This is a genomic window from Ralstonia soli (assembly GCF_023955655.1).
Classification (GTDB): domain Bacteria; phylum Pseudomonadota; class Gammaproteobacteria; order Burkholderiales; family Burkholderiaceae; genus Ralstonia; species Ralstonia soli.
In genome coordinates this window covers 231,213-248,738 of record NZ_JAMXHT010000002.1, presented here as the reverse complement: position 1 = coordinate 248,738, position 17,526 = coordinate 231,213, and the positions used below count along the sequence as shown (strand labels likewise).

At 65.3% G+C, this 17,526-nt stretch carries 15 protein-coding genes; 6 read left to right on the top strand and 9 right to left on the bottom strand.

Going from position 1 to position 17,526, the window contains the following annotated elements; translation table 11 throughout:
- Positions 1 to 24: 24 nt before the first annotated feature.
- From NG900_RS04960 to NG900_RS04945, 4 genes are all read right to left on the bottom strand, one after another.
- Positions 25 to 1,644: an ABC transporter substrate-binding protein gene (locus NG900_RS04960; RefSeq protein ID WP_252677359.1), complete on the bottom strand. Its 1,620-nt coding sequence runs from the start codon at positions 1,642 to 1,644 to the stop codon at positions 25 to 27.
- A 76-nt stretch (positions 1,645 to 1,720) separates the two neighbouring features.
- Positions 1,721 to 3,010 (bottom strand): NAD(P)/FAD-dependent oxidoreductase, encoded by a 1,290-nt coding sequence (locus tag NG900_RS04955; RefSeq protein ID WP_252677352.1) that lies wholly within the window; start codon positions 3,008 to 3,010, stop codon positions 1,721 to 1,723.
- Positions 3,011 to 3,043: 33 nt separating this feature from the next.
- A complete protein-coding gene (locus tag NG900_RS04950) occupies positions 3,044 to 3,709 on the bottom strand; it encodes a haloacid dehalogenase type II (protein ID WP_027679994.1) in 666 nt (221 codons plus the stop codon).
- Between the two features lie 212 nt (positions 3,710 to 3,921).
- Positions 3,922 to 5,415, bottom strand: a complete 1,494-nt coding sequence (locus NG900_RS04945; RefSeq protein ID WP_252677350.1) for an aldehyde dehydrogenase family protein — start codon at positions 5,413 to 5,415, stop codon at positions 3,922 to 3,924.
- A 242-nt stretch (positions 5,416 to 5,657) separates the two neighbouring features.
- Here NG900_RS04945 and NG900_RS04940 point away from each other — a divergent pair, with 242 nt between their 5' ends.
- From NG900_RS04940 to NG900_RS04915, 6 genes are all read left to right on the top strand, one after another.
- Positions 5,658 to 6,557, top strand: a complete 900-nt coding sequence (locus tag NG900_RS04940; protein ID WP_252677348.1) for a GNAT family N-acetyltransferase — start codon at positions 5,658 to 5,660, stop codon at positions 6,555 to 6,557.
- A 43-nt stretch (positions 6,558 to 6,600) separates the two neighbouring features.
- On the top strand, positions 6,601 to 7,533 hold the full coding sequence (locus NG900_RS04935) for a 2-hydroxyacid dehydrogenase (protein WP_252677346.1): 933 nt from the start codon (positions 6,601 to 6,603) through the stop codon (positions 7,531 to 7,533).
- A gap of 512 nt (positions 7,534 to 8,045) precedes the next feature.
- A complete protein-coding gene (locus NG900_RS04930) occupies positions 8,046 to 9,446 on the top strand; it encodes an aspartate aminotransferase family protein (protein ID WP_252677344.1) in 1,401 nt (466 codons plus the stop codon).
- A 73-nt stretch (positions 9,447 to 9,519) separates the two neighbouring features.
- Entirely contained in the window at positions 9,520 to 10,014 is a 495-nt protein-coding gene (locus NG900_RS04925) for an Lrp/AsnC family transcriptional regulator (protein WP_252677343.1), read from the top strand.
- Positions 10,015 to 10,086: 72 nt separating this feature from the next.
- Positions 10,087 to 10,815 carry a cupin domain-containing protein gene (locus tag NG900_RS04920; RefSeq protein ID WP_252677341.1) on the top strand — a complete coding sequence of 243 codons (729 nt, stop codon included), beginning with the start codon at positions 10,087 to 10,089 and terminating at the stop codon, positions 10,813 to 10,815.
- 34 nt (positions 10,816 to 10,849) lie between these two features.
- Positions 10,850 to 12,178, top strand: a complete 1,329-nt coding sequence (locus NG900_RS04915) for an NAD(P)/FAD-dependent oxidoreductase (RefSeq protein ID WP_252677339.1) — start codon at positions 10,850 to 10,852, stop codon at positions 12,176 to 12,178.
- 40 nt (positions 12,179 to 12,218) lie between these two features.
- On the opposite strand, the gene NG900_RS04910 is transcribed toward NG900_RS04915, so the two are convergent.
- From NG900_RS04910 to NG900_RS04890, 5 genes are all read right to left on the bottom strand, one after another.
- Positions 12,219 to 13,412 carry a M20 aminoacylase family protein gene (locus NG900_RS04910; protein ID WP_252677337.1) on the bottom strand — a complete coding sequence of 398 codons (1,194 nt, stop codon included), beginning with the start codon at positions 13,410 to 13,412 and terminating at the stop codon, positions 12,219 to 12,221.
- Positions 13,409 to 14,116, bottom strand: a complete 708-nt coding sequence (locus NG900_RS04905; RefSeq protein ID WP_252677335.1) for an HAD-IA family hydrolase — start codon at positions 14,114 to 14,116, stop codon at positions 13,409 to 13,411. Before NG900_RS04905 ends, NG900_RS04910 begins: the two co-directional genes overlap by 4 nt.
- A 300-nt stretch (positions 14,117 to 14,416) precedes the next feature.
- Complete coding sequence (locus NG900_RS04900; protein ID WP_252677333.1) at positions 14,417 to 15,112, bottom strand: hypothetical protein; 696 nt, start codon at positions 15,110 to 15,112, stop codon at positions 14,417 to 14,419.
- A 40-nt stretch (positions 15,113 to 15,152) separates the two neighbouring features.
- On the bottom strand, positions 15,153 to 15,809 hold the full coding sequence (locus NG900_RS04895; RefSeq protein WP_252677331.1) for a c-type cytochrome: 657 nt from the start codon (positions 15,807 to 15,809) through the stop codon (positions 15,153 to 15,155).
- 9 nt (positions 15,810 to 15,818) lie between these two features.
- The gene (locus tag NG900_RS04890; RefSeq protein ID WP_252677329.1) at positions 15,819 to 17,303 is read right to left on the bottom strand and encodes a flavin monoamine oxidase family protein; all 1,485 of its coding nucleotides are present in this window, start codon (positions 17,301 to 17,303) and stop codon (positions 15,819 to 15,821) included.
- Between the last annotated feature and the right edge of the window lie 223 nt (positions 17,304 to 17,526).

Below are 17,526 nucleotides of genomic sequence, written 5' to 3'. Positions count from 1 at the left end.
GCCATTGACACCCCGGGCGCGCCGTCAGGCTTCAAGCCAAACGTGCTCAGCAAACGCATAGCCCATCAGGCCGCCCAGCGGGATCGCCGAGAAACCCTTGAGCTTGGACGTGTGCCCGTCAATGCTGGCCAGGAACATCGGAATGCCGATGCCGGCCTCGTCGTGGATCATCGTCTGCATGTCCGCATACATCTGCTTGCGCTTGGCAACGTCCGTTTCCGCGCGTGCGGCCATCAGCAACTGGTCAAACTTGGGGTTCTTCCAGCGCGACTCGTTCCACGCTGCATCGGACTTGAAGAACTGCGTGAGGATGGTGTCGGCACTCGGGCGCGGGTTGACGTTGCCAAAACCCACCGGGCTGTTGAGCCAGTGGTTGGACCAGTAACCGTCGGCCGGCATGCGCTTGACGTCCAGATCCAGCCCGATGCGCTGCGCGGTCTGCTGCAGCACCAGCGCAATCTCCACCGAATACGTGGCCGCCGGCGATGCCACCACCGGAACCTTTCCGCTCACGCCGGATTTCTTCAGGTGGAACTTGGCCTTGTCCAGGTCGAACGGGCGCTGCGGCAATCCCTTGAAGTAGAAGCGGTTGGTCGGGTCGATCGGCTGGTCGTTGGCGATCACGGCGTTGCCCAGCGCAATGGTCCGCTTCATCTGCTCGCGGTCGAACAGATACTTCATGGCCAGCGCAAAGTCAGGGTTCGTGCCGGGCCCCACGTCCCCGCGCATGATCAGGTCGGAATACTGGCCCGACTGCGTGGTGAAGATGGAGTAACCCGGCGTGCCCTTGACACGTGCTACCGAGCGCGGGTCGACCGAGGCCACCAAGTCCATCCCACCCGAGAGCAGCGCGTTGACGCGCGCGCTGTCATCGCCGATGCCGACCATCTCGATTTCATCCAGATACGGCTTGCCTGGTTTCCAGTAGCCCTCGTTGCGGACCACCAACGTGCGCACGCCGGGCTTGAACTCCTTGAGCTTGTACGGGCCGGTGCCGATACCGGCATTGAAGTCTTTCGTGCCGTCTTTGACGATCTGGAAGTGGTATGTGCCCAGCACCACCGGCAGATCGGCGTTCGGGGCGGTCAGCACCACCGTCACCTCGTCCGGGCCACTGGCCTTGATGCTGTCGATCTGATCGGCCAGCACCTTGGCCTTGGAAGCGGTGGCCGGGTCTTTATGGCGCTGGATGGAATACACCACGTCGGCCGGCGACAGCGCTTTGCCATCGTGGAAAGTCACGCCCTTGCGCAACGTGAACACCCACGTCTTGGCATCGGTGGTGTGGAACGATTCGGCCAGCGCCGGCTGCGGCGTCAGCGTGCTGTCGAGCGAAAACAGACCGTTGTAGACCATGTTGCAGCGCACGTAGTCGTTCTGGTTCGACTGCTTGGCCGGATCCAGCGTGTCCGTGGCTGCCGCGGTGGCAACCGCCACACGGATGCGCCCGCCACGGCGCGGCGTCTGTGCATAGACGGACACCGCCGTGCCCGCCAGCCCGCCGGCCAGCGTGGCCTGCATGCCGCCTGCCATCAGCATTTTCAATACGTCGCGCCGCGAGGCACCGCGCTTTAGCGACTCCATCACGCGCAGGCTCTCGCTCGGGCCGACAAGGTTCTCGAACTCATTACGGCTGTCGCTCATGGTGGGGGCTCCTGGTGGATCTGAATGGAAAGCGTTGCGATGGTAAAAACAGCGAAAAAATCGGTTGCTGCTCAGCTCAGGCAAATCTGTCCTTGAGCTGGTAGTACATGCCCACCGCCGGTAGAAACCACGGCGGGCCAAAGTGACCGGGAATGGCGCTCCACGCGCGATCGCGCCACGGGTTGGCGGCGGCGTCGCCGGCCATCACCGCAGCCATGCGTTCGCCCATGTGCACGGACATCTGCGTGCCATGGCCGCTGTAGCCCATGGAATAGAACAGCCCGTCGCGCTCGCCCGCGTGCGGCAGACGGTCTTGCGTCATGTCGACCAGGCCGCCCCAGCAGTAATCGAGGCGCACGCCGCGCAACTGCGGGAAGGTCTCGGTCAGGCCGGCGCGCAGGATCTCGCCGCTCGCCGCGTCCTGCTGCGGGCTGGACACCGCAAAGCGCGCGCGGCCGCCAAACACGAGCCGGTGGTCCGGCGTGAGGCGGAAGTAATGATGGATGTTGGCCACCGTCACATACGTGCGGCGCGCAGCCAGCAGTGCATGCGCGCGTTCTGCGCCCAGCGGCTCGGTGGTGACGATGAAGCTGCCGATGGGCACGATGCGCCGGCGCAGCCAGCCGAACGTGCCATACCCGCCATGGCGCGATGCACCGGTAGCCAGCAGTACCTGCTTGGCCAACACCGTGCCGCGCGAGGTGTGGATGCGATGCACCTGCCCCTGCACACGCTCAATGCGTTGTACGCAAGTGCGCGTATGAATCTGCGCACCCTGACGTTGCGCAGCCAGTGCCAAACCCTGTGCGAAACGGCCCATATGCATCTGGCCACTGCGCTTGTAGAGCAAGCCGCCTTGGAAGCGCTCGCTCTGCACTTCTGCGCGCACGCGGCCGGCATCGAGTATCTCCACATCGGCATCCACACCATCCGCAATCAGGCGGTCTGCGCTGCGTTGCAGTGCATCCATCTGATACAGCTTGGTGGCGAGCTTAAGCTTGCCGTTGCGTTGGAAGTCGCAGGCGATGCCCTCGTCGCGCACGATGCGCTCTACCGTATCGACAGCGGCGTCGTAGGCCTGATACCAAGCGCGCGCGCGATCCACGCCCACCTTGGCAGCCAAGTCCGCGTAATCGACGGCCAGGCCATTGTTCACGTGCCCGCCATTGCGGCCGGACGCCTCGGGCGCCACCCGCTCCCCCGCCTCCAGCACGACCACGCTGGCACCACGCCGCGCCAGCGCCAGCGCCGCCGACAACCCCGTGAAACCGCCGCCGACGATGGCCACGTCCACCTGCACCGGCAGATCGTGCGCCTCCAGCGCCAGGGCGGGCACCGAATCGTTCCAGTAGGAGTCGAGTTTCATGGGGTTCATGTCGCGTGGGCGTGGGGGGGCGGCTTAAAGACCAACAACGCCCGGCAGGCCGCCGATGTCCTGGATCTCGGTGTAGCGATACGCCGGGTTGCCCGGGCCGTGGCCGCGGTTGACGAACACCTTGTTGACGATGCCGAGATCGTCGGCCGACATCAGGTCATAGCGCAGGCTGGACGACACGTGCAGCACGTCTTCCGGGTTGCAGCCGAGCGAATCGAACATGTATTCGAAGGCTTTCAGGCGTGGCTTGTAGGCCTGGGCCTGCTGTGCGGTGTACACGCGGTGGAACGGCGCACCGAGCATGGCCACGTTCTTCTGGATCTGCGCGTCGTCTGCGTTGGAGAGGATCACCAGCGGAATCTCCTTCGCCACCTTCGCCAGGCCCGCCGGCACGTCGGCATGCGGGTCCCACGTCGGCACGGCGTCGTAGTAGGCCTGACCGTCGGTGTCGAAGTACTGGATCTTCCATTTCTTGCACAGGCGGCGCACGGCGTTCTTCAGCACCACCTCGTACGGTTTCCAGTCGCCCAGCACCTCGTCGAAGCGGTAGGCGGTGAAGTCAGCAATGAACTGCTCCATCTGCTCGGCAGGAATGCGATCGGCAAACAGCTCGCGCGTCATTTCGCCCATGCGAAAGCGGGTGAGCGTGCCGTAGCAGTCAAAGGTGATGTACTTGGGGCGGAAGGTCATGGTCGGTCTCAGGTCCTTGAGGTGGCTGCGCTTATGCAGTCTCTGCAACAGGGTTATGACGAAATCATTGAAGCATGCGAGTGCATACCGGTTATAGGGAAATGCACGGTCTCACGTGAGAAAGCTGCTGTTTCGGATGGCACTCGCGGCATGCCATGCGGTCTGCACCGGTGGCGTGCCGTTCGCACCGCGAATGCACCGTGGGTGCACCACTAATGCGCTGCAGCAAAGTCGATCAGTACGCTCTTGAAGCGCAGGTTGGCCTCCACGGCTTGCCGGCCCAGGTCCTTGCCGATGCCTGACTGGTGGTAGCCGCCGGTGGGGATCACGAAGTCTGCGCTGCGCCCATAGCGGTTGATCCAGACCGTGCCGGCGGCAATGCCGCGCATGGCGCGCAGGGCACGGCCAATGTCTGCGGTATGCACGCCAGCGGCCAATCCGTAGTGTTCATGCGCGGCCAGGGCCAGGCCCTCTTCTTCGTCATCGAAGGTCTGCACGGTCAGCACGGGGCCGAAGATCTCTTCCTGCACAGCGGGGTTATCCGCACGCACGCCTTCAAGCAGCGTGGGCTGGAAGTACGCACCGCCGGGCCCGTCGCCAAAGAGGCCGCCACCGCAGCGCACCTGCGCGCCCGCATCACGCGCGCGCTCCACGATGTCGAGAATGCGCCCCGCCTGCGCCGCAGAAATGATGGGCGGCAGCGTGGCGGCGGGGTCCCACGTGGCGCCGGGCTGCAACGCGGCAAAGCGCGCTGCGATGCGCTCGATCAATGCCTGGGCAATGCCCCGCTGCACGATCAGCCGCGACCCGGCCACACACACCTGCCCCGCGTTGCCGGTGATGGCGCCCGCGACGATGCCGGCCAGCCGGTCGATGTCCGGCGCATCGTCAAAGACGAGCTGCGGGCTCTTGCCACCCAGTTCCAGCGTGACCGGCTTCGGGCCGTGCGATGCGCACGTGGCCATGATGGCCGCACCCGTGCGCGTCGAGCCCGTGAAGGTCATCTTCGAGATGAGCGGGTGGCGCGAGAGCGCATCGCCCGTGGTGCGGCCGTCGCCCTGCACCACGTTGAACAGGCCCGGCGGCACGCCCGCTTCAATGGCCAGCTCCGCCAGGCGAATGGCGGAATACGGCGTCAACTCCGAAGGCTTGAGCACCACCGCATTGCCGGCCGCCAGCGCCGCGCCCACCTTCCACGAAACCATCACCAGCGGAAAGTTCCACGGCGTGATCGCACCCACCACGCCATAGGGTTCGGCCACCACCATGCCGAGGTTGTCTTGCCGCGTGGCCGCCACATCGCCGCCGAGCTTGTCCGCGTATTCCGCAAAGAAGCGCAGGCCCTCGGCGGTGAATGGCACATCCCAGGCAGCGGCGTCGCGCACCGGGCGGGTGGAACACACCGCCTCGAGCGGCGCCATGTGGGCCACGTCGGCATCGATCAGGTCTGCCCAGCGCCGCAGCACGCGTGCCCGCTCGCGTGGGGCGCGGCGTGCCCAGTCGCTCGTGCGCCAGGCCTGCCATGCGTTCTGCACGGCGGCATCCACCGTGGCGGCATCGGCCAGCGGCAATTCCGCATGCACGGCGTTGTCGGAGGGGCGCCGCACGGTGATGCGGGCCTCAGTGGACAAACTCGCGGGCACAAGCTGCCCGCCGATGAAATGGCCCGAGGGCACGCGAATGGTCTGGGGGTCGAATGTCTGCACGAAAGGTCGGGGTGCCGAAGCCCGGCACGCATAGGTGAATGGGGTTATTGATGCTAGGCGGGAAGGCTCGGCATTTGTGTTCGTAAGCGCGGGCACCACCGCATCGAATTGCGAAACCCACACCCCGCACAGACGATGCTTGCAAATTGCGGATAAACCCGAATTCGGTCTGGCTCCGCAACGCGATGTCGTCCAAGATAAACGCCGGTGCCACCCTTATCCTTCGCCGAAGGACCTCTCCTATGTCTTCCTCGTCCGTACCCGTCCAGAACGCTCCCGCCGACGACGGCGTGGTACTGCGTTCGATGACCGCCGATGATCTGGCCCGGGCGCACGCCTTGTCGGAAGAGCAGCGCTGGCCGCACCGCCCTGCCGACTGGGCGCAGAGTTTTGCGCATGCCGAAGGCATCGTCGCCGAGCGCGACGGCGAGATCATCGCCACCGCCCTGCGCTGGCGATGGGGCCCGCGCCACGCCACCATCGGGTTGGTGATCGTCACGCCGGCATGCCAGGGCAGGCGCGTCGGCCATCGCCTGATGAGCGCCCTGCTCGATGGCCTGGATGACCACACCGTGCTGCTGCACGCCACCGCCGAAGGACGCGGTCTCTATGAGCGCCTGGGGTTCGTGCGCACCGGCGAAATCCGCCAGCACCAGGGCACGGCACAGCCCACCCCGTTGATCGCCCTGCCGCCCGGCTGGCGCCTGCGCCCTGCGGGGCTCAATGAAGCCGAAGACCTGCGCCGGCTCGACGCACAGGCACGCGGCATGCCGCGCGACGCCTTGATCGACGACCTGCTCGCCACCGCAGACGCGTGCGTCGTCCTGGACGACGACGGCGAGGCGCGCGGCTTTGCCATGCTGCGCCGTTTTGGGCGCGGCCATGCCATCGGCCCCGTGGTCGCGCCCGACGCCGAAAGCGCCAAAGCGCTGATCGCCCACCTGGCCGGCATCAACGCCGGACATTTCACACGCATCGACATCGACTTCGACAGCGGCCTGGCCGAATGGCTGGAAAGCATCGGCCTGCTGCGCGTGGATGCGCCCACCACCATGGTGCGTGCGGGGGGGCAAACCTCGCCGCTCGCCACGCCGCCCGGCGCACCCGCGCTGTTCGCCATCGTGACCCAGGCGATGGGCTGAGCTTCCAGCCTTGCATCCGCATCCAAGACCAGACAGCCCGACCGTGACGACCACCTTCCTCTACAAATCCGACCCCGTCCGCGGGCGCCAATGGGCCGAGGTCTTCCGCCAGCACGCGCCCGAGATCGACTTCCGCATCTGGCCCGACGTGGGCGACCCGCAGCGCGTGCGCTTTCTGGCGGCATGGGAGCCACCGGCCGATCTCGCCACCCAGTTTCCGCAGCTGGAGGTGTTGTTCTCGTCGGGGGCGGGGGTTGATCAGTTCGACTTTGCCGCGCTGCCGCCGGCGCTGCCCGTGGTGCGCATGGTCGAGCCCGGCATCGTGCGCGGCATGGTCGAGTACGTCACGCAGGCCGTGCTGAGCCTGCACCGCGACATTCCCGCCTACCGCCGCCAGCAGCAGACCGGAGAATGGCGCCCGCTGCCGGTGCGCCCCGCCGCTGAGCGCCGCGTGGGGGTGCTCGGCTTAGGCTCCTTGGGGCAGGCCGTGCTCGCGCAATTGCTGGACTTTGGCTTCGATTGCGCCGGCTGGAGCCGCTCGCAGCATGTCGTTGAAGGCGTGCAGTGTTTTGCCGGGCAGGAAGCGCTGCCCGCCTTCCTGGCGCGCACCGACATCCTCATCTGTCTGCTGCCGCTGACCGATGCCACGCGCCGCATGCTGAACGCCACGCTGTTCGCGCACCTGCCGCAGGGCGCCATGCTGGTGCACGTGGGCCGTGGCCCGCAGTTGGTCAGCGACGACCTGCTCGCCGCGCTCGACAGCGGCCAGCTCAGTGAAGCCATGCTGGATGTGACCGACCCCGAGCCATTGCCGGCCGGCCATGCGCTCTGGAAACACCCGCGCATCCACATCACGCCGCACATCGCCAGCATGACGCAGCCGCTCTCCGCCGCTGCCGTGGTGATCGACAACCTGCGCCGCTTCAATGCCGGCGAGCCCATGATTGGGCTGGTGGACCGCACACGCGGGTACTAGGGCGACACCCCGAGTCCTGGTGCTGGCGCTCTGAGAGCCAGCGTCGGGTCTCAAAGACCCGAGCGCGACGCTCTGCGTGCCCCCGGTCGACACTTTTAGACCCGGCGCAGACACTCCGAGAGCCAAGGCCGGCTCTTTTTGTGCCAGGGGGTCGGCTCTTTTTGTCTCGATGCCGATGCTCGAAGACCCAGCACCGGCTCTCCGAGTGCCGAGGGTCCACGCTTTCAGACCCGGCACCGACACTAGAAGACTCGACGGCGGCTCTTTGACACGTATGCATGGCGTTTGGCGCCGCACGCGTCACAACGGTGCAGTCAGTTGCCAGTGCCCGCCTTGCCCACACCCGCCATCCACCCCCGCCGCACGATCTGCTGCGACGGGCCGCACAACAGCAGGCTGCTTCGTTCCGCGCCCGCAAAGCAGCATCACTCCATGCGCGGCTCGGCCTACTCTTGAACCCATTGATTGCGCTATCGAATGCACTTCCGCTTTCCGCATGAACGGACGCCACCATGACCCAGCTCACTGACCTGCCCCAGCTTGCCTCGCTCAACGCGATTGACCGTGCACACCTCATCCACCCTGTCTCGGCGTGGCGCACGCACGAGCAGCGCGGGCCGACGGTGCTGACTTCCGGCAAGGGCGCGTGGCTCACGGATGCCTCCGGCCACGAATTGCTCGACGCGTTTGCAGGCCTGTGGTGCGTCAACGTCGGCTATGGCCAGGAGAGCGTGGCGCAGGCCGCCGCCGAGCAGATGCGCCGCCTGCCCTATGCCACGGGCTATTTCCACTTCAGCAGCGAGCCCGCCATCCGCCTGGCCGAGAAGCTGGTGCAGATCACGCCGCGCTCGCTCAACCATGTGTATCTGACCCTGGGCGGGTCGGAATCGGTGGATGCGGCGGTGCGCTTCATCGTCCAGTACTTCAATGCGATCGGCAAACCGGCCAAGAAGCATTTCATTGCGCTGGAGCGCGGGTATCACGGCAGCTCGTCCACGGGTGCCGGGCTGACGGCGCTGCCGGCATTCCATCGCGGCTTTGATCTGCCACTGCCGACGCAGCATTACATTCCTTCGCCCAACCCTTACCGTGCTGCCGATCCGGCCGACACGCAAGGCATCATCGCGGCATCGGTGGCGGCCTTGCGCGCCAAGGTGGCGGAGCTGGGCGCCGACAACGTCGCCGCATTCTTCTGCGAACCGATCCAGGGCTCCGGCGGCGTGATCGTGCCGCCCAAGGGCTGGCTCAAGGCCATGCGCGAGGCGGCGCGCGAACTCGGCATCCTGTTTGTGGTGGATGAAGTCATCACCGGCTTTGGCCGCACCGGCCCCATGTTTGCGTGCGATGCCGAAGGCGTGGAGCCCGACATCATGACGATGGCCAAGGGCCTGACCGCCGGTTACGTGCCGATGGGCGCCACATTGATTTCGGACGCCATCTACGCGGGCATTGCCGACGGCGCACCCGCAGGCGCGCCGATCGGGCATGGAGCGACGTATTCAGCGCACCCGGTGAGCGCCGCTGTGGCGCTGGAGGTACTGCGCCTGTACGAAGAAGGCGGCATCCTCGCCAACGGCCAGCGCGGTGCCGCCAGCTTTGGCGGGGGGCTCGATGCGCTGCTGGCGCACCCGCTGGTGGGCGATTCGCGCCACCGCGGCCTGCTCGGGGCGCTGGAACTGGTGAGCGACAAGGCCACCAAACGGGGCTTCGATACGGCACTCGGCCTGCCCGACCTGATTGCCTCGGCCGCCTATCGCAATGGCCTCGTCTTCCGTGCATTTGGCGACAACATCCTGGGCTTTGCCCCGGCGCTGACCTTTACCGAAGACGAGTTCGCGCAGCTCTTCGTGCGGCTGAAGAAGACGCTCGACGACGTGCTGGCCGTGCCCGCCGTACGCGCCGCACTCGCCTGACCCGGCAGGAATTCACACAACCGCCCCGGGCTGCCGCAGAATCAGACACATCATCCACGCCTTCGCCACTGCCATGACCGAAGCTCTCAAGATCGATCGTCTGGACCTGCGCATCCTCGCCCAACTGCAGAAGAACGGGCGCATGACCAACGTGGACCTGGCCGACGCCGTGGGCCTGTCGCCCAGCCCGTGCCTGATCCGCGTCAAGCGGCTGGAACAGGCCGGCTACATCTCCGGATACGGCGCGCACATCCGCCTGGAAAAGCTGGGCGACACGCTCACCGTCTTTACCGAAGTCACGCTGTCCGACCACCACCGCGAAACGTTCGTGCGCTTTGAAGCCGCCATCCGCGACGTGGACGAGGTGCTCGAATGCCATCTGCTTTCCGGCGGCTACGACTACCTGCTGCGCTTCATCACGCGGGGCGTCAATCACTACCAGGAAGTGATTGAAGACCTGCTGGAACGCAACATCGGCATTGCCAAGTATTTCAGCTACATCGTCATCAAGTCGCCGTTCATCAAGACGCACTGTCCGATCGAGCGGCTCTTTCCCAACCAACGCTAACGCCCCGTACCCGTACCTGACGCCGCCCCTCGAAACCAAGGCCACGTTGGGAGTCGGCAAGGACCAACCCGCATGACAACCGCCCTGATGCTGCACCGCGCCGATGGCGCCCCGCTCTCCACTGTGTTCCGCCAAGCCGGCCTGAGCCCGACCGACCCGTTCGCGCGAGAACGTGAGATTGCCTGGGAAGGGCCCAACGCAATGAGCGCCGGCCGCGCCAGCTTTGTTGGCCAGCGGGATGTCGCAAGGTATCCGCATACCGAGACGCTCACCGTCGTGGAGGGCGAACTCACACTTACCGCACCCGGCGCTGAGCCGCACGTGATCGGCGCGGGCGCTGGCGCAGTAATCGCATCGGGCACGGCCGTGCGCATCGAGGCTGCGGCTGGGGTTCGATTCGTGTTCTGCACCGAGGCGAGCGATACGCCCGCGACGCCGGCGCTCATTCCGCTGCATGCGGATGCGGACTTCAAACCGTCTGGCGGCCCGGCTCCGGAAGTGCTGCTTGGGCCGGCCCCGCAGTGCCGCAGCGACAACGTCTTCACCAACGAGCCAACGCAATACCGTGCAGGCACCTGGGACTCGACGTCTTACCACCGGATCGTTCGCCCGCATCCGGTGAATGAATTCATGTACGTGCTGGATGGCAGTGTGCGATTCGCCAGCCCCGATGACCCAGACGGCAGCGCACTCTCCGTGAGCACGGGCGATGCCATCTTCGTACCGCAAGGTACCGCCATCGGGTGGGAGAGCACGGCGCGCGTCGCCAAGTTCTACGTCGTGCAAAACGCGCAGGCCTAAGCCCCAGAAAAAACGAGAGCGAGGAAAGCGAGTGATGTCTCAACCGTTGCGCCTGATCGAGAGCGCCTCTCCCCTGCCCGCACAAGCCGACGTTGTCGTGATCGGCGGCGGCATCATCGGCGTCTTTGCTGCCTACTACCTGGCCCGGCGCGGCGTTTCGGTTGCCGTGGTCGAGAAAGGCCGCATCGGGGCTGAACAGTCGAGCCGCAATTGGGGCTGGTGCCGCCAGCAAAACCGCGATGCGCGTGAGCTGCCGATGGCGACCAAGAGCCTCGAACTGTGGGAGCAGTTTGCCGCAGACACCGGTGAAGACACGGGTTTCCGCCGGTGCGGCCTGCTCTATCTCAGCAACGACGAAGACGAGATCGCGCGCTGGGCAAAGTGGCGCGATTTCGCCAGAACGGCCGGCGTGACCACGCACATGCTGAGCAGCAGTGAAGCCTCCGAGCGGGGCCGGCTCACCGGGCGGGCGTGGAAGGGCGGCGTGTTCTCACCGAGCGACGGCACGGCAGACCCGGCCAAGGCGGCACCCGCTGTGGCCGCTGCGCTCATGAAGCTCGGCGGCACCGTGCATCAAAACTGCGCCGCGCGCGGCATTGAAGTCGAGGGCGGGCGCGTGAGCGGTGTCGTCACGGAAGCCGGCACCATCAAGACCCGTACCGTGGTGTTTGCCGGCGGCGCGTGGGCATCGTCGTTCTGCCGCCAATTGGGCATCCGCTTTCCGCAGGCGACGGTTCGCCAGTCCATCGTGCGGGTGACTGGGGTGACCGAGCCGGTGCCAGACGCCCTGCATACGGCGCGCGTGTCCATCACCCGCCGCAGCGATGGCAGCTACAACCTGGCCATCAGCGGGCGCGGACGCGTGGACCCGACGGCGCAGCTCCTGCGCTTCGCGCCGCAGTTTCTGCCGATGCTCGCCAAGCGCTGGCGCAATGTGTTCCCCGGCGGATTGGAAGGCATTCGCGCTGGCCACGAAACACTCGCGCGGTGGCGGCTCGATGCACCCACGCCCATGGAGCGCATGCGCATCCTTGACCCACGGCCGGATCCAGCGGCTGTCAAGCAAACCTACAACCGCGCCGTCGAACTGCTGCCGGTGCTCGGCCAGGCGGGCATCGCCAATGCCTGGGCTGGCTTTGTCGACAACACGCCGGACGGCGTGCCAGGCATCGGCGAAGTGCCGGAGATCCCGGGGTTCATCCTGGCGGCAGGCTTCTCGGGCCACGGGTTCGGTATCGGCCCCGGCGCGGGCCACCTGATTGCCGATCTGGTGACCGGTGACAAAAAGCCGATCTTCGACCCCGCGCCCTATCACCCCGCCCGCTTCAAGCAGTCGGCCTGGGGCAAGGTGGCCGACTTCTAGAGCACAGCAATACGAGGATGGGGATGCGCGTGGCCGCCGTTCAAGACTGAGGTGAAACGGCGGCCAGCGCGCGGCGGGCGACTTCGCAAAACCAGCGCACGCCGAGCGGCAGCGCATCGTCGTTGAAGTCGTAACACGGGTGGTGCAGCGGGTATTCGCCATCGGAGCCGGGCTCCGCCCGTCCCTGGCCGAGCCACAAGTACGCACCCGGCTTCTGCTGCAGCATGAAGGCGAAGTCTTCTGACGTGAACGCCGCGCGTGGCGCCATCTGCGCCTGCAGGCCGATCGCCTGTGCCGCATCCAACGCAAGCGCCGCTTCTGCCGGCGTGTTGATGGTGGCCGGGTAGTAGCGGCGGTAGTCCACTTCCACCTGCGTGCCGCTGGCCAACGCAATGCCGTTGGCCGTGTCACGCAACGCCGCCTCGATGCGGTCTTGCGACGCGGCATCAAAGCTGCGTACCGTGCCGGTAATGCGCACTTCGGCCGGCAACACGTTGTGGCTGTGTCCGCCCTCGATGCGCGTGACGGACAGCACCGCCGATTCGTTCGGATCAATCCGGCGCGACACGATGGTATGCAGTTGCGTGACGAGCTGGCTGGCAGCCAGGATGGCGTCGGGCGTGTGGTGCGGCTGCGCGGCATGGCCGCCTCGTCCACGCACCGTGATGTCGAAGCGGTCTGCGGCAGCCATGATGGGGCCGGGCCGCGTTTGCGCGTGGCCCAGTGGCAGGTCCGGCCAGTTGTGCAACGCATAGACGCTGTCGCAGGGGAAGCGCTCGAACAGGCCGTCTTCGATCATGCGGCGCGCGCCGGCCTGGCCCTCTTCGGCGGGCTGGAAAATGAAGTGCACCGTGCCATCGACGCCCGTGCGCGCAAGCTGGCGCGCGGCGCCGATCAGCATGCTGGTGTGACCGTCATGCCCGCACCCATGGTGCTTGCCCTGCACGCGACTGGCATACGATGACCGGCCCAGTTCCACCATGGGCAGTGCGTCCATGTCAGCACGCAGCGCAACGCTGCGCGCGCCCTGCCCACCACGCAACGTGCCCACGACACCCGTGCCGCCAATGCCCTCTTCCACCGCCAGACCCAGCACACGCAGCGACTGCGCCACGATGCCGGCGGTACGGTGTTCTTGGTAGGCAAGCTCGGGATTGGCATGCAGGTCGTGCCGCAGTGCCACCAGTTCCGGCAGCAGATCCGCCACCGGCTCGGCAATCGCGCCCGGCTTCATTGGCCGGCCTCCACCGCATCGGCCAGTTGCGCCAGCGTATGGAAGTGGTAGTCGGGCACGGCGTGCTCCGATTCAATCGTGCCGCCCGAGCCCTTCAGGCCATGGCGGCGCTCGATCCAGCAGGTGGCGATGCCCAGGCGCTTGGACACCCCGATATCGTGATACTGGCTCTGCGCCACGTGCAGGTTGTCGGCCTGCTTGAAGCCCCAGGCGCCTTCGTAACGGCCGCGCGCGTAGGCGAAATAGCGTGCATCGGGTTTCTCGCAGAGGGCATCGTCGCAGCTGAGCAGCATGTCGAACGGCGAGCCCAGCGTGCGCTGAAAGTGCTCGAGCGCCCAGGACTGCGCGTTCGTCATGGTGACAAGCTTGAAGTGCTTGCGCAGGCGCTGCAGCGCCTCGACCGAATCGGGAAACGCCGGCCATTCGGCCACGGAATCCCGAAAACCGCGCGCCAGCGCATCGCTGTCGGGCAACCCGAGTTCTTGCGCGACGATGTGCCAGCACGGCACGAGATCATCGGGGTACCACTCGGTCTGGCCGCGCTTGCGTGCTGCCCGATAGGCCGCGAGAAAGGCGTCGTCCGTGACCACCGTGCCAGGCGCCGCCTCGAGCACCTTGTGCAGATAGGCGAGCATGCCGCCCTCGAAGTCGATCAACGTCCCGACGACGTCGAAGGTCAGCACTTTGAAATCCCGAAGGGCCATGAGAACGCTCCTGTGTGATTGAACGCCAAGAAGAATACAGACGCGGTGGCAAGCCACCGTCCATGGCGTCAAGCTTAGAAGCAGCGGCGCCGACGATGGTATCGTTCGGCGCCTATCCTACGGCAGCGAATTGCGTTTTTGCCGACACTGCATATGGATCGTTCGGCAAATGCCGGCGAGAGCGAGTCAGGGCAGACGCCTGCCGGCTGGTACGGTGGCCGCGGTGCGTACTTGCTGGCGTTTGCCTGAGCACCTGATCCGCCGGAACTGGGCAGAAGCCCAGGCCGACAAGCTTCGCGATCAGCGCGAAGTGCGCCCCAAACCGTGAAGCGCGTGGTCGGAATGAACCTGCACGTCACGCTTCTGCGCGCGCTCCAGCGCCGAGTAGGCGTAATGGAGTGACGGCATCAAGTAAGCCCACGTGCACAGCGCCAGCGTGTAGAAGTTGAACACGACGTTCGTTTCTTCTCCGGGGATCTTGTAAAAGTCGTAGATCGCCGCGATCGCCTGGCAGCTCGCCAGGGCCAACAACACGGCTATCGCCTGGAGAACTGCGCCAATGCCGAGCAACCGCTTGATGACATAGGCGAGATAAAGCGACAACAGCACCGACATCGCCAAAAAGAAGTAAGGCAGGATCCCTTCGAAGAAATGTGCCTCAAGCACAAAGAATGTGACCGCAAACGAAACCACAAACGCCGCCACGTCAAACCGGGTTGATGGCTTGAAGCCATGCGTGATGGTCATCATGCCCAAGACCGCGATGACCGGCATGCCCAAGCCGCGCGAGAAGGCGTCAAAGAAATGGGAAATCGCGTAGGAGACCGGCGACTCGGTCGCAAAGAACACGACGGCGTTCGAGGACGACACGCCAACAACCCACATCTCGATCCCGAGAAGGTAGTTGCGCTTCTTGACGAACTTCCAGCCGAAGACAAACGAACTCAGCGCCAGCAAGACGGCGGAGAGCACAAGGACAAGAGACCTGTGATCCATGATTCCACTCCAATATCAATGATCGATTGCGCTTGATGCGTCAATGTTGTTTCGGTTCAAGACTGGCAAGGTAGTTGGCCATCGCCTTGCGGTCTTCCGGAGAAGCGCTTTCAGCAATGCGCTTCATCATTCCGGTGGGTTCGCTTCGCGTGCCGGCGGCGAATGCATCGAACTGGGCCAGGATGTAGTCGTAGCCTTGGCCTGCGAGCCGGGGGAACTGGTCATGCCCCATCAGCTGAGCGCCGTGGCATGCGGCGCAGTTGCCCGCCTCCACCAACTGCAGCCCTTTCACGCGTAGTTGCGGATCCGGCTTGAAGTAGTGGTTTGCCACGGGCGTTGCCCTGGAAAAGTAACCCGCCAGGTCCTTGATCTGCGCGTCGCCCATGGTCATGGCCAACGGGCCCATGTTCGGATTGCTGCGTGCCCCACTCGCAAAGTTGTGCAACTGCGTTTGCAGGTACGCCGCAGGCTGCCCTGCCAGGCTGGGATAGCCCTGATGCAGCGAGTTGCCCTTGTCACCATGACAGCCGAAGCAAACATCGGTGACGTGTGGCCAGGGGCCACCATCGGCCTGATAGGCCGCGGCCGAAGCATCGATATAGCGGTCAAGCCGATAGAGAGCGAGAAGGTCCGGACCAAAGACCACTAGCAGCACCGCAACCACGGCAGCGACGCCGGCCAGGATAAGTTTCTTCATGTCCGCCCCTTATGCGCGACGCAGCGCGTTCAGTACTTGAAGGGACGCCTGATGACCAGAGCGCACCGCACCGTCCATATAGCCCGCCCAGATTTCCGCGGTCTCCGTCCCGGACCAGATCAGGTTGCCGCATGGCGGGCGCAGCGCCTCCCCATGGGTGCTCCAGAAGCCCGGCGGAATGGCAGAGACGCATGTGATGGTCCACGGATCGTCCCGGCTCCAATCGTGATCGTGATAGGCGACCGGCGACAGCGCTTCACGGCCCCACGCCCGGGCGTAGAGCTCGGTCAGGATGGTCTTGGCCGCCTCGGGCTCCGATGGCAACCTCGCATTCATGACAAAAGCGTTGATGACACCGATTTCTCCGCCCGGGGGCGAGTTGTCGAAGGCCCAGATCACCGGCCCGCCCACCTGCAGGACGTGTCCGTTCAAGCCCCTCTCACGCCAGTAGGGACGGCGGTACACCATGGCCGTCTTACGCGCCGGCGAATGCGCGGGCCACGCGCGCTGCAAAGCGGCGCGCTTCTCAGGCAGCGGCGGGTTGAACTCCACCTGCTGACACAGGGCCGGGTGGATGGCCATGATGACTTTGCGGGCGCGCACCTCGCCACGGTCGGTATGCAGCGTAACGACATCGCGGTCCCAACCCGAAATTTTGCGCACCGGTGTCGACAGGCGCACCTTGTCACCCAGTTGCTTGGCCATCTTGATGCTCAGAATCTGTGAGCCGCCAACAAACCGGGTCTCCTGGGCGCTGTGCTTGATCGAGTCGAGCTGGAAATAATCGCGGTCAGCCGAATTGATCATGGACAGAAAATGCAGCAGCCCCATCTTGGCCGGCGTCGCGCCACCAGAGAGCGTGACGCTGCTGTTCCACCCCATCTGGTCTTCAGGCTTGATGTTCTGCTTGGCCAGCCAGTCCCCCACCGAGAGCTTGTCCAGCTCTGCGACATGCGGAGACTTCCACGGCGCGCCCGAGGGCACGTCGCGGGAGAGCTTGCTCAGGCGCGCGCCAACGGCCTCGTCTGAGCCGAACGTTCCCTTCAGATCGATTTCCACCCGACCGTCGCCACCCAGGATGACGGTCTTGCCATCGTAGTAGGTCGGGAACGTGCCGACCTCCAGTTCACGGGCCAGATCCGCCACCGCTGTCTGACCGGGGCCGATCCACTGTCCGCCGACTTCCGAGACATAGCCGCCTTCGATGTTGTAGTTGAGCGTGCGCCCGCCGACACGGTCTCGCGCCTCCAGCACCACAAAGGATTGGCAACCCGCCGATTGCAGGTCACGCGCGGCAGTCAGGCCTGCCAGCCCGGCGCCGATGATGACGACGTCAAGGACGCCATCTGCCTTCTGCGCGGTCGGGGCGTCACCGGCGTCTGCCTGCCGGGCGCCAAGCGCCAGACTGCCCGCGGCAGCCGTGACACCGGCGTATTTGAGCCATTGCCTGCGCTGCAGGTTGGCTGACGTCTTTGGGGGAGTTTTCTCTGCCATGTTGTTTCAGTGACTGCTAGAACGAGATCCTGTATGCGTCTTGCGCCGCGGCCGCATTGCGTATGGCTTGCGAACCGGCAAGCGCGTCTCGCCGCCCCTCCCTTCTTCCAGGCCTGCCAACAGGCAGCGCGTGTACCCCAGGGCGCCTTAAATAGAACGCGTTACCAAACATAGGACAATGTACCAAATACAGGGAGAAAAAAAAGACAGGGTATTCCCCTGT

Bases quoted from the DNA above. Each gene is read 5' to 3' on its own strand.
- NG900_RS04960 (WP_252677359.1), bottom strand. From the start codon at position 1,644: ATGAGCGACAGCCGTAATGAGTTCGAGAACCTTGTCGGCCCGAGCGAG.
- NG900_RS04915 (WP_252677339.1), top strand. From the start codon at position 10,850: ATGTCTCAACCGTTGCGCCTGATCGAGAGCGCCTCTCCCCTGCCCGCA.
- NG900_RS04940 (WP_252677348.1), top strand. From the start codon at position 5,658: ATGTCTTCCTCGTCCGTACCCGTCCAGAACGCTCCCGCCGACGACGGC.
- NG900_RS04930 (WP_252677344.1), top strand. From the start codon at position 8,046: ATGACCCAGCTCACTGACCTGCCCCAGCTTGCCTCGCTCAACGCGATT.
- NG900_RS04895 (WP_252677331.1), bottom strand. From the start codon at position 15,809: ATGAAGAAACTTATCCTGGCCGGCGTCGCTGCCGTGGTTGCGGTGCTG.
- NG900_RS04955 (WP_252677352.1), bottom strand. From the start codon at position 3,010: ATGAAACTCGACTCCTACTGGAACGATTCGGTGCCCGCCCTGGCGCTG.
- NG900_RS04920 (WP_252677341.1), top strand. From the start codon at position 10,087: ATGACAACCGCCCTGATGCTGCACCGCGCCGATGGCGCCCCGCTCTCC.
- NG900_RS04905 (WP_252677335.1), bottom strand. From the start codon at position 14,116: ATGGCCCTTCGGGATTTCAAAGTGCTGACCTTCGACGTCGTCGGGACG.
- NG900_RS04890 (WP_252677329.1), bottom strand. From the start codon at position 17,303: ATGGCAGAGAAAACTCCCCCAAAGACGTCAGCCAACCTGCAGCGCAGG.
- NG900_RS04925 (WP_252677343.1), top strand. From the start codon at position 9,520: ATGACCGAAGCTCTCAAGATCGATCGTCTGGACCTGCGCATCCTCGCC.
- NG900_RS04950 (WP_027679994.1), bottom strand. From the start codon at position 3,709: ATGACCTTCCGCCCCAAGTACATCACCTTTGACTGCTACGGCACGCTC.
- NG900_RS04910 (WP_252677337.1), bottom strand. From the start codon at position 13,412: ATGAAGCCGGGCGCGATTGCCGAGCCGGTGGCGGATCTGCTGCCGGAA.
- NG900_RS04900 (WP_252677333.1), bottom strand. From the start codon at position 15,112: ATGGATCACAGGTCTCTTGTCCTTGTGCTCTCCGCCGTCTTGCTGGCG.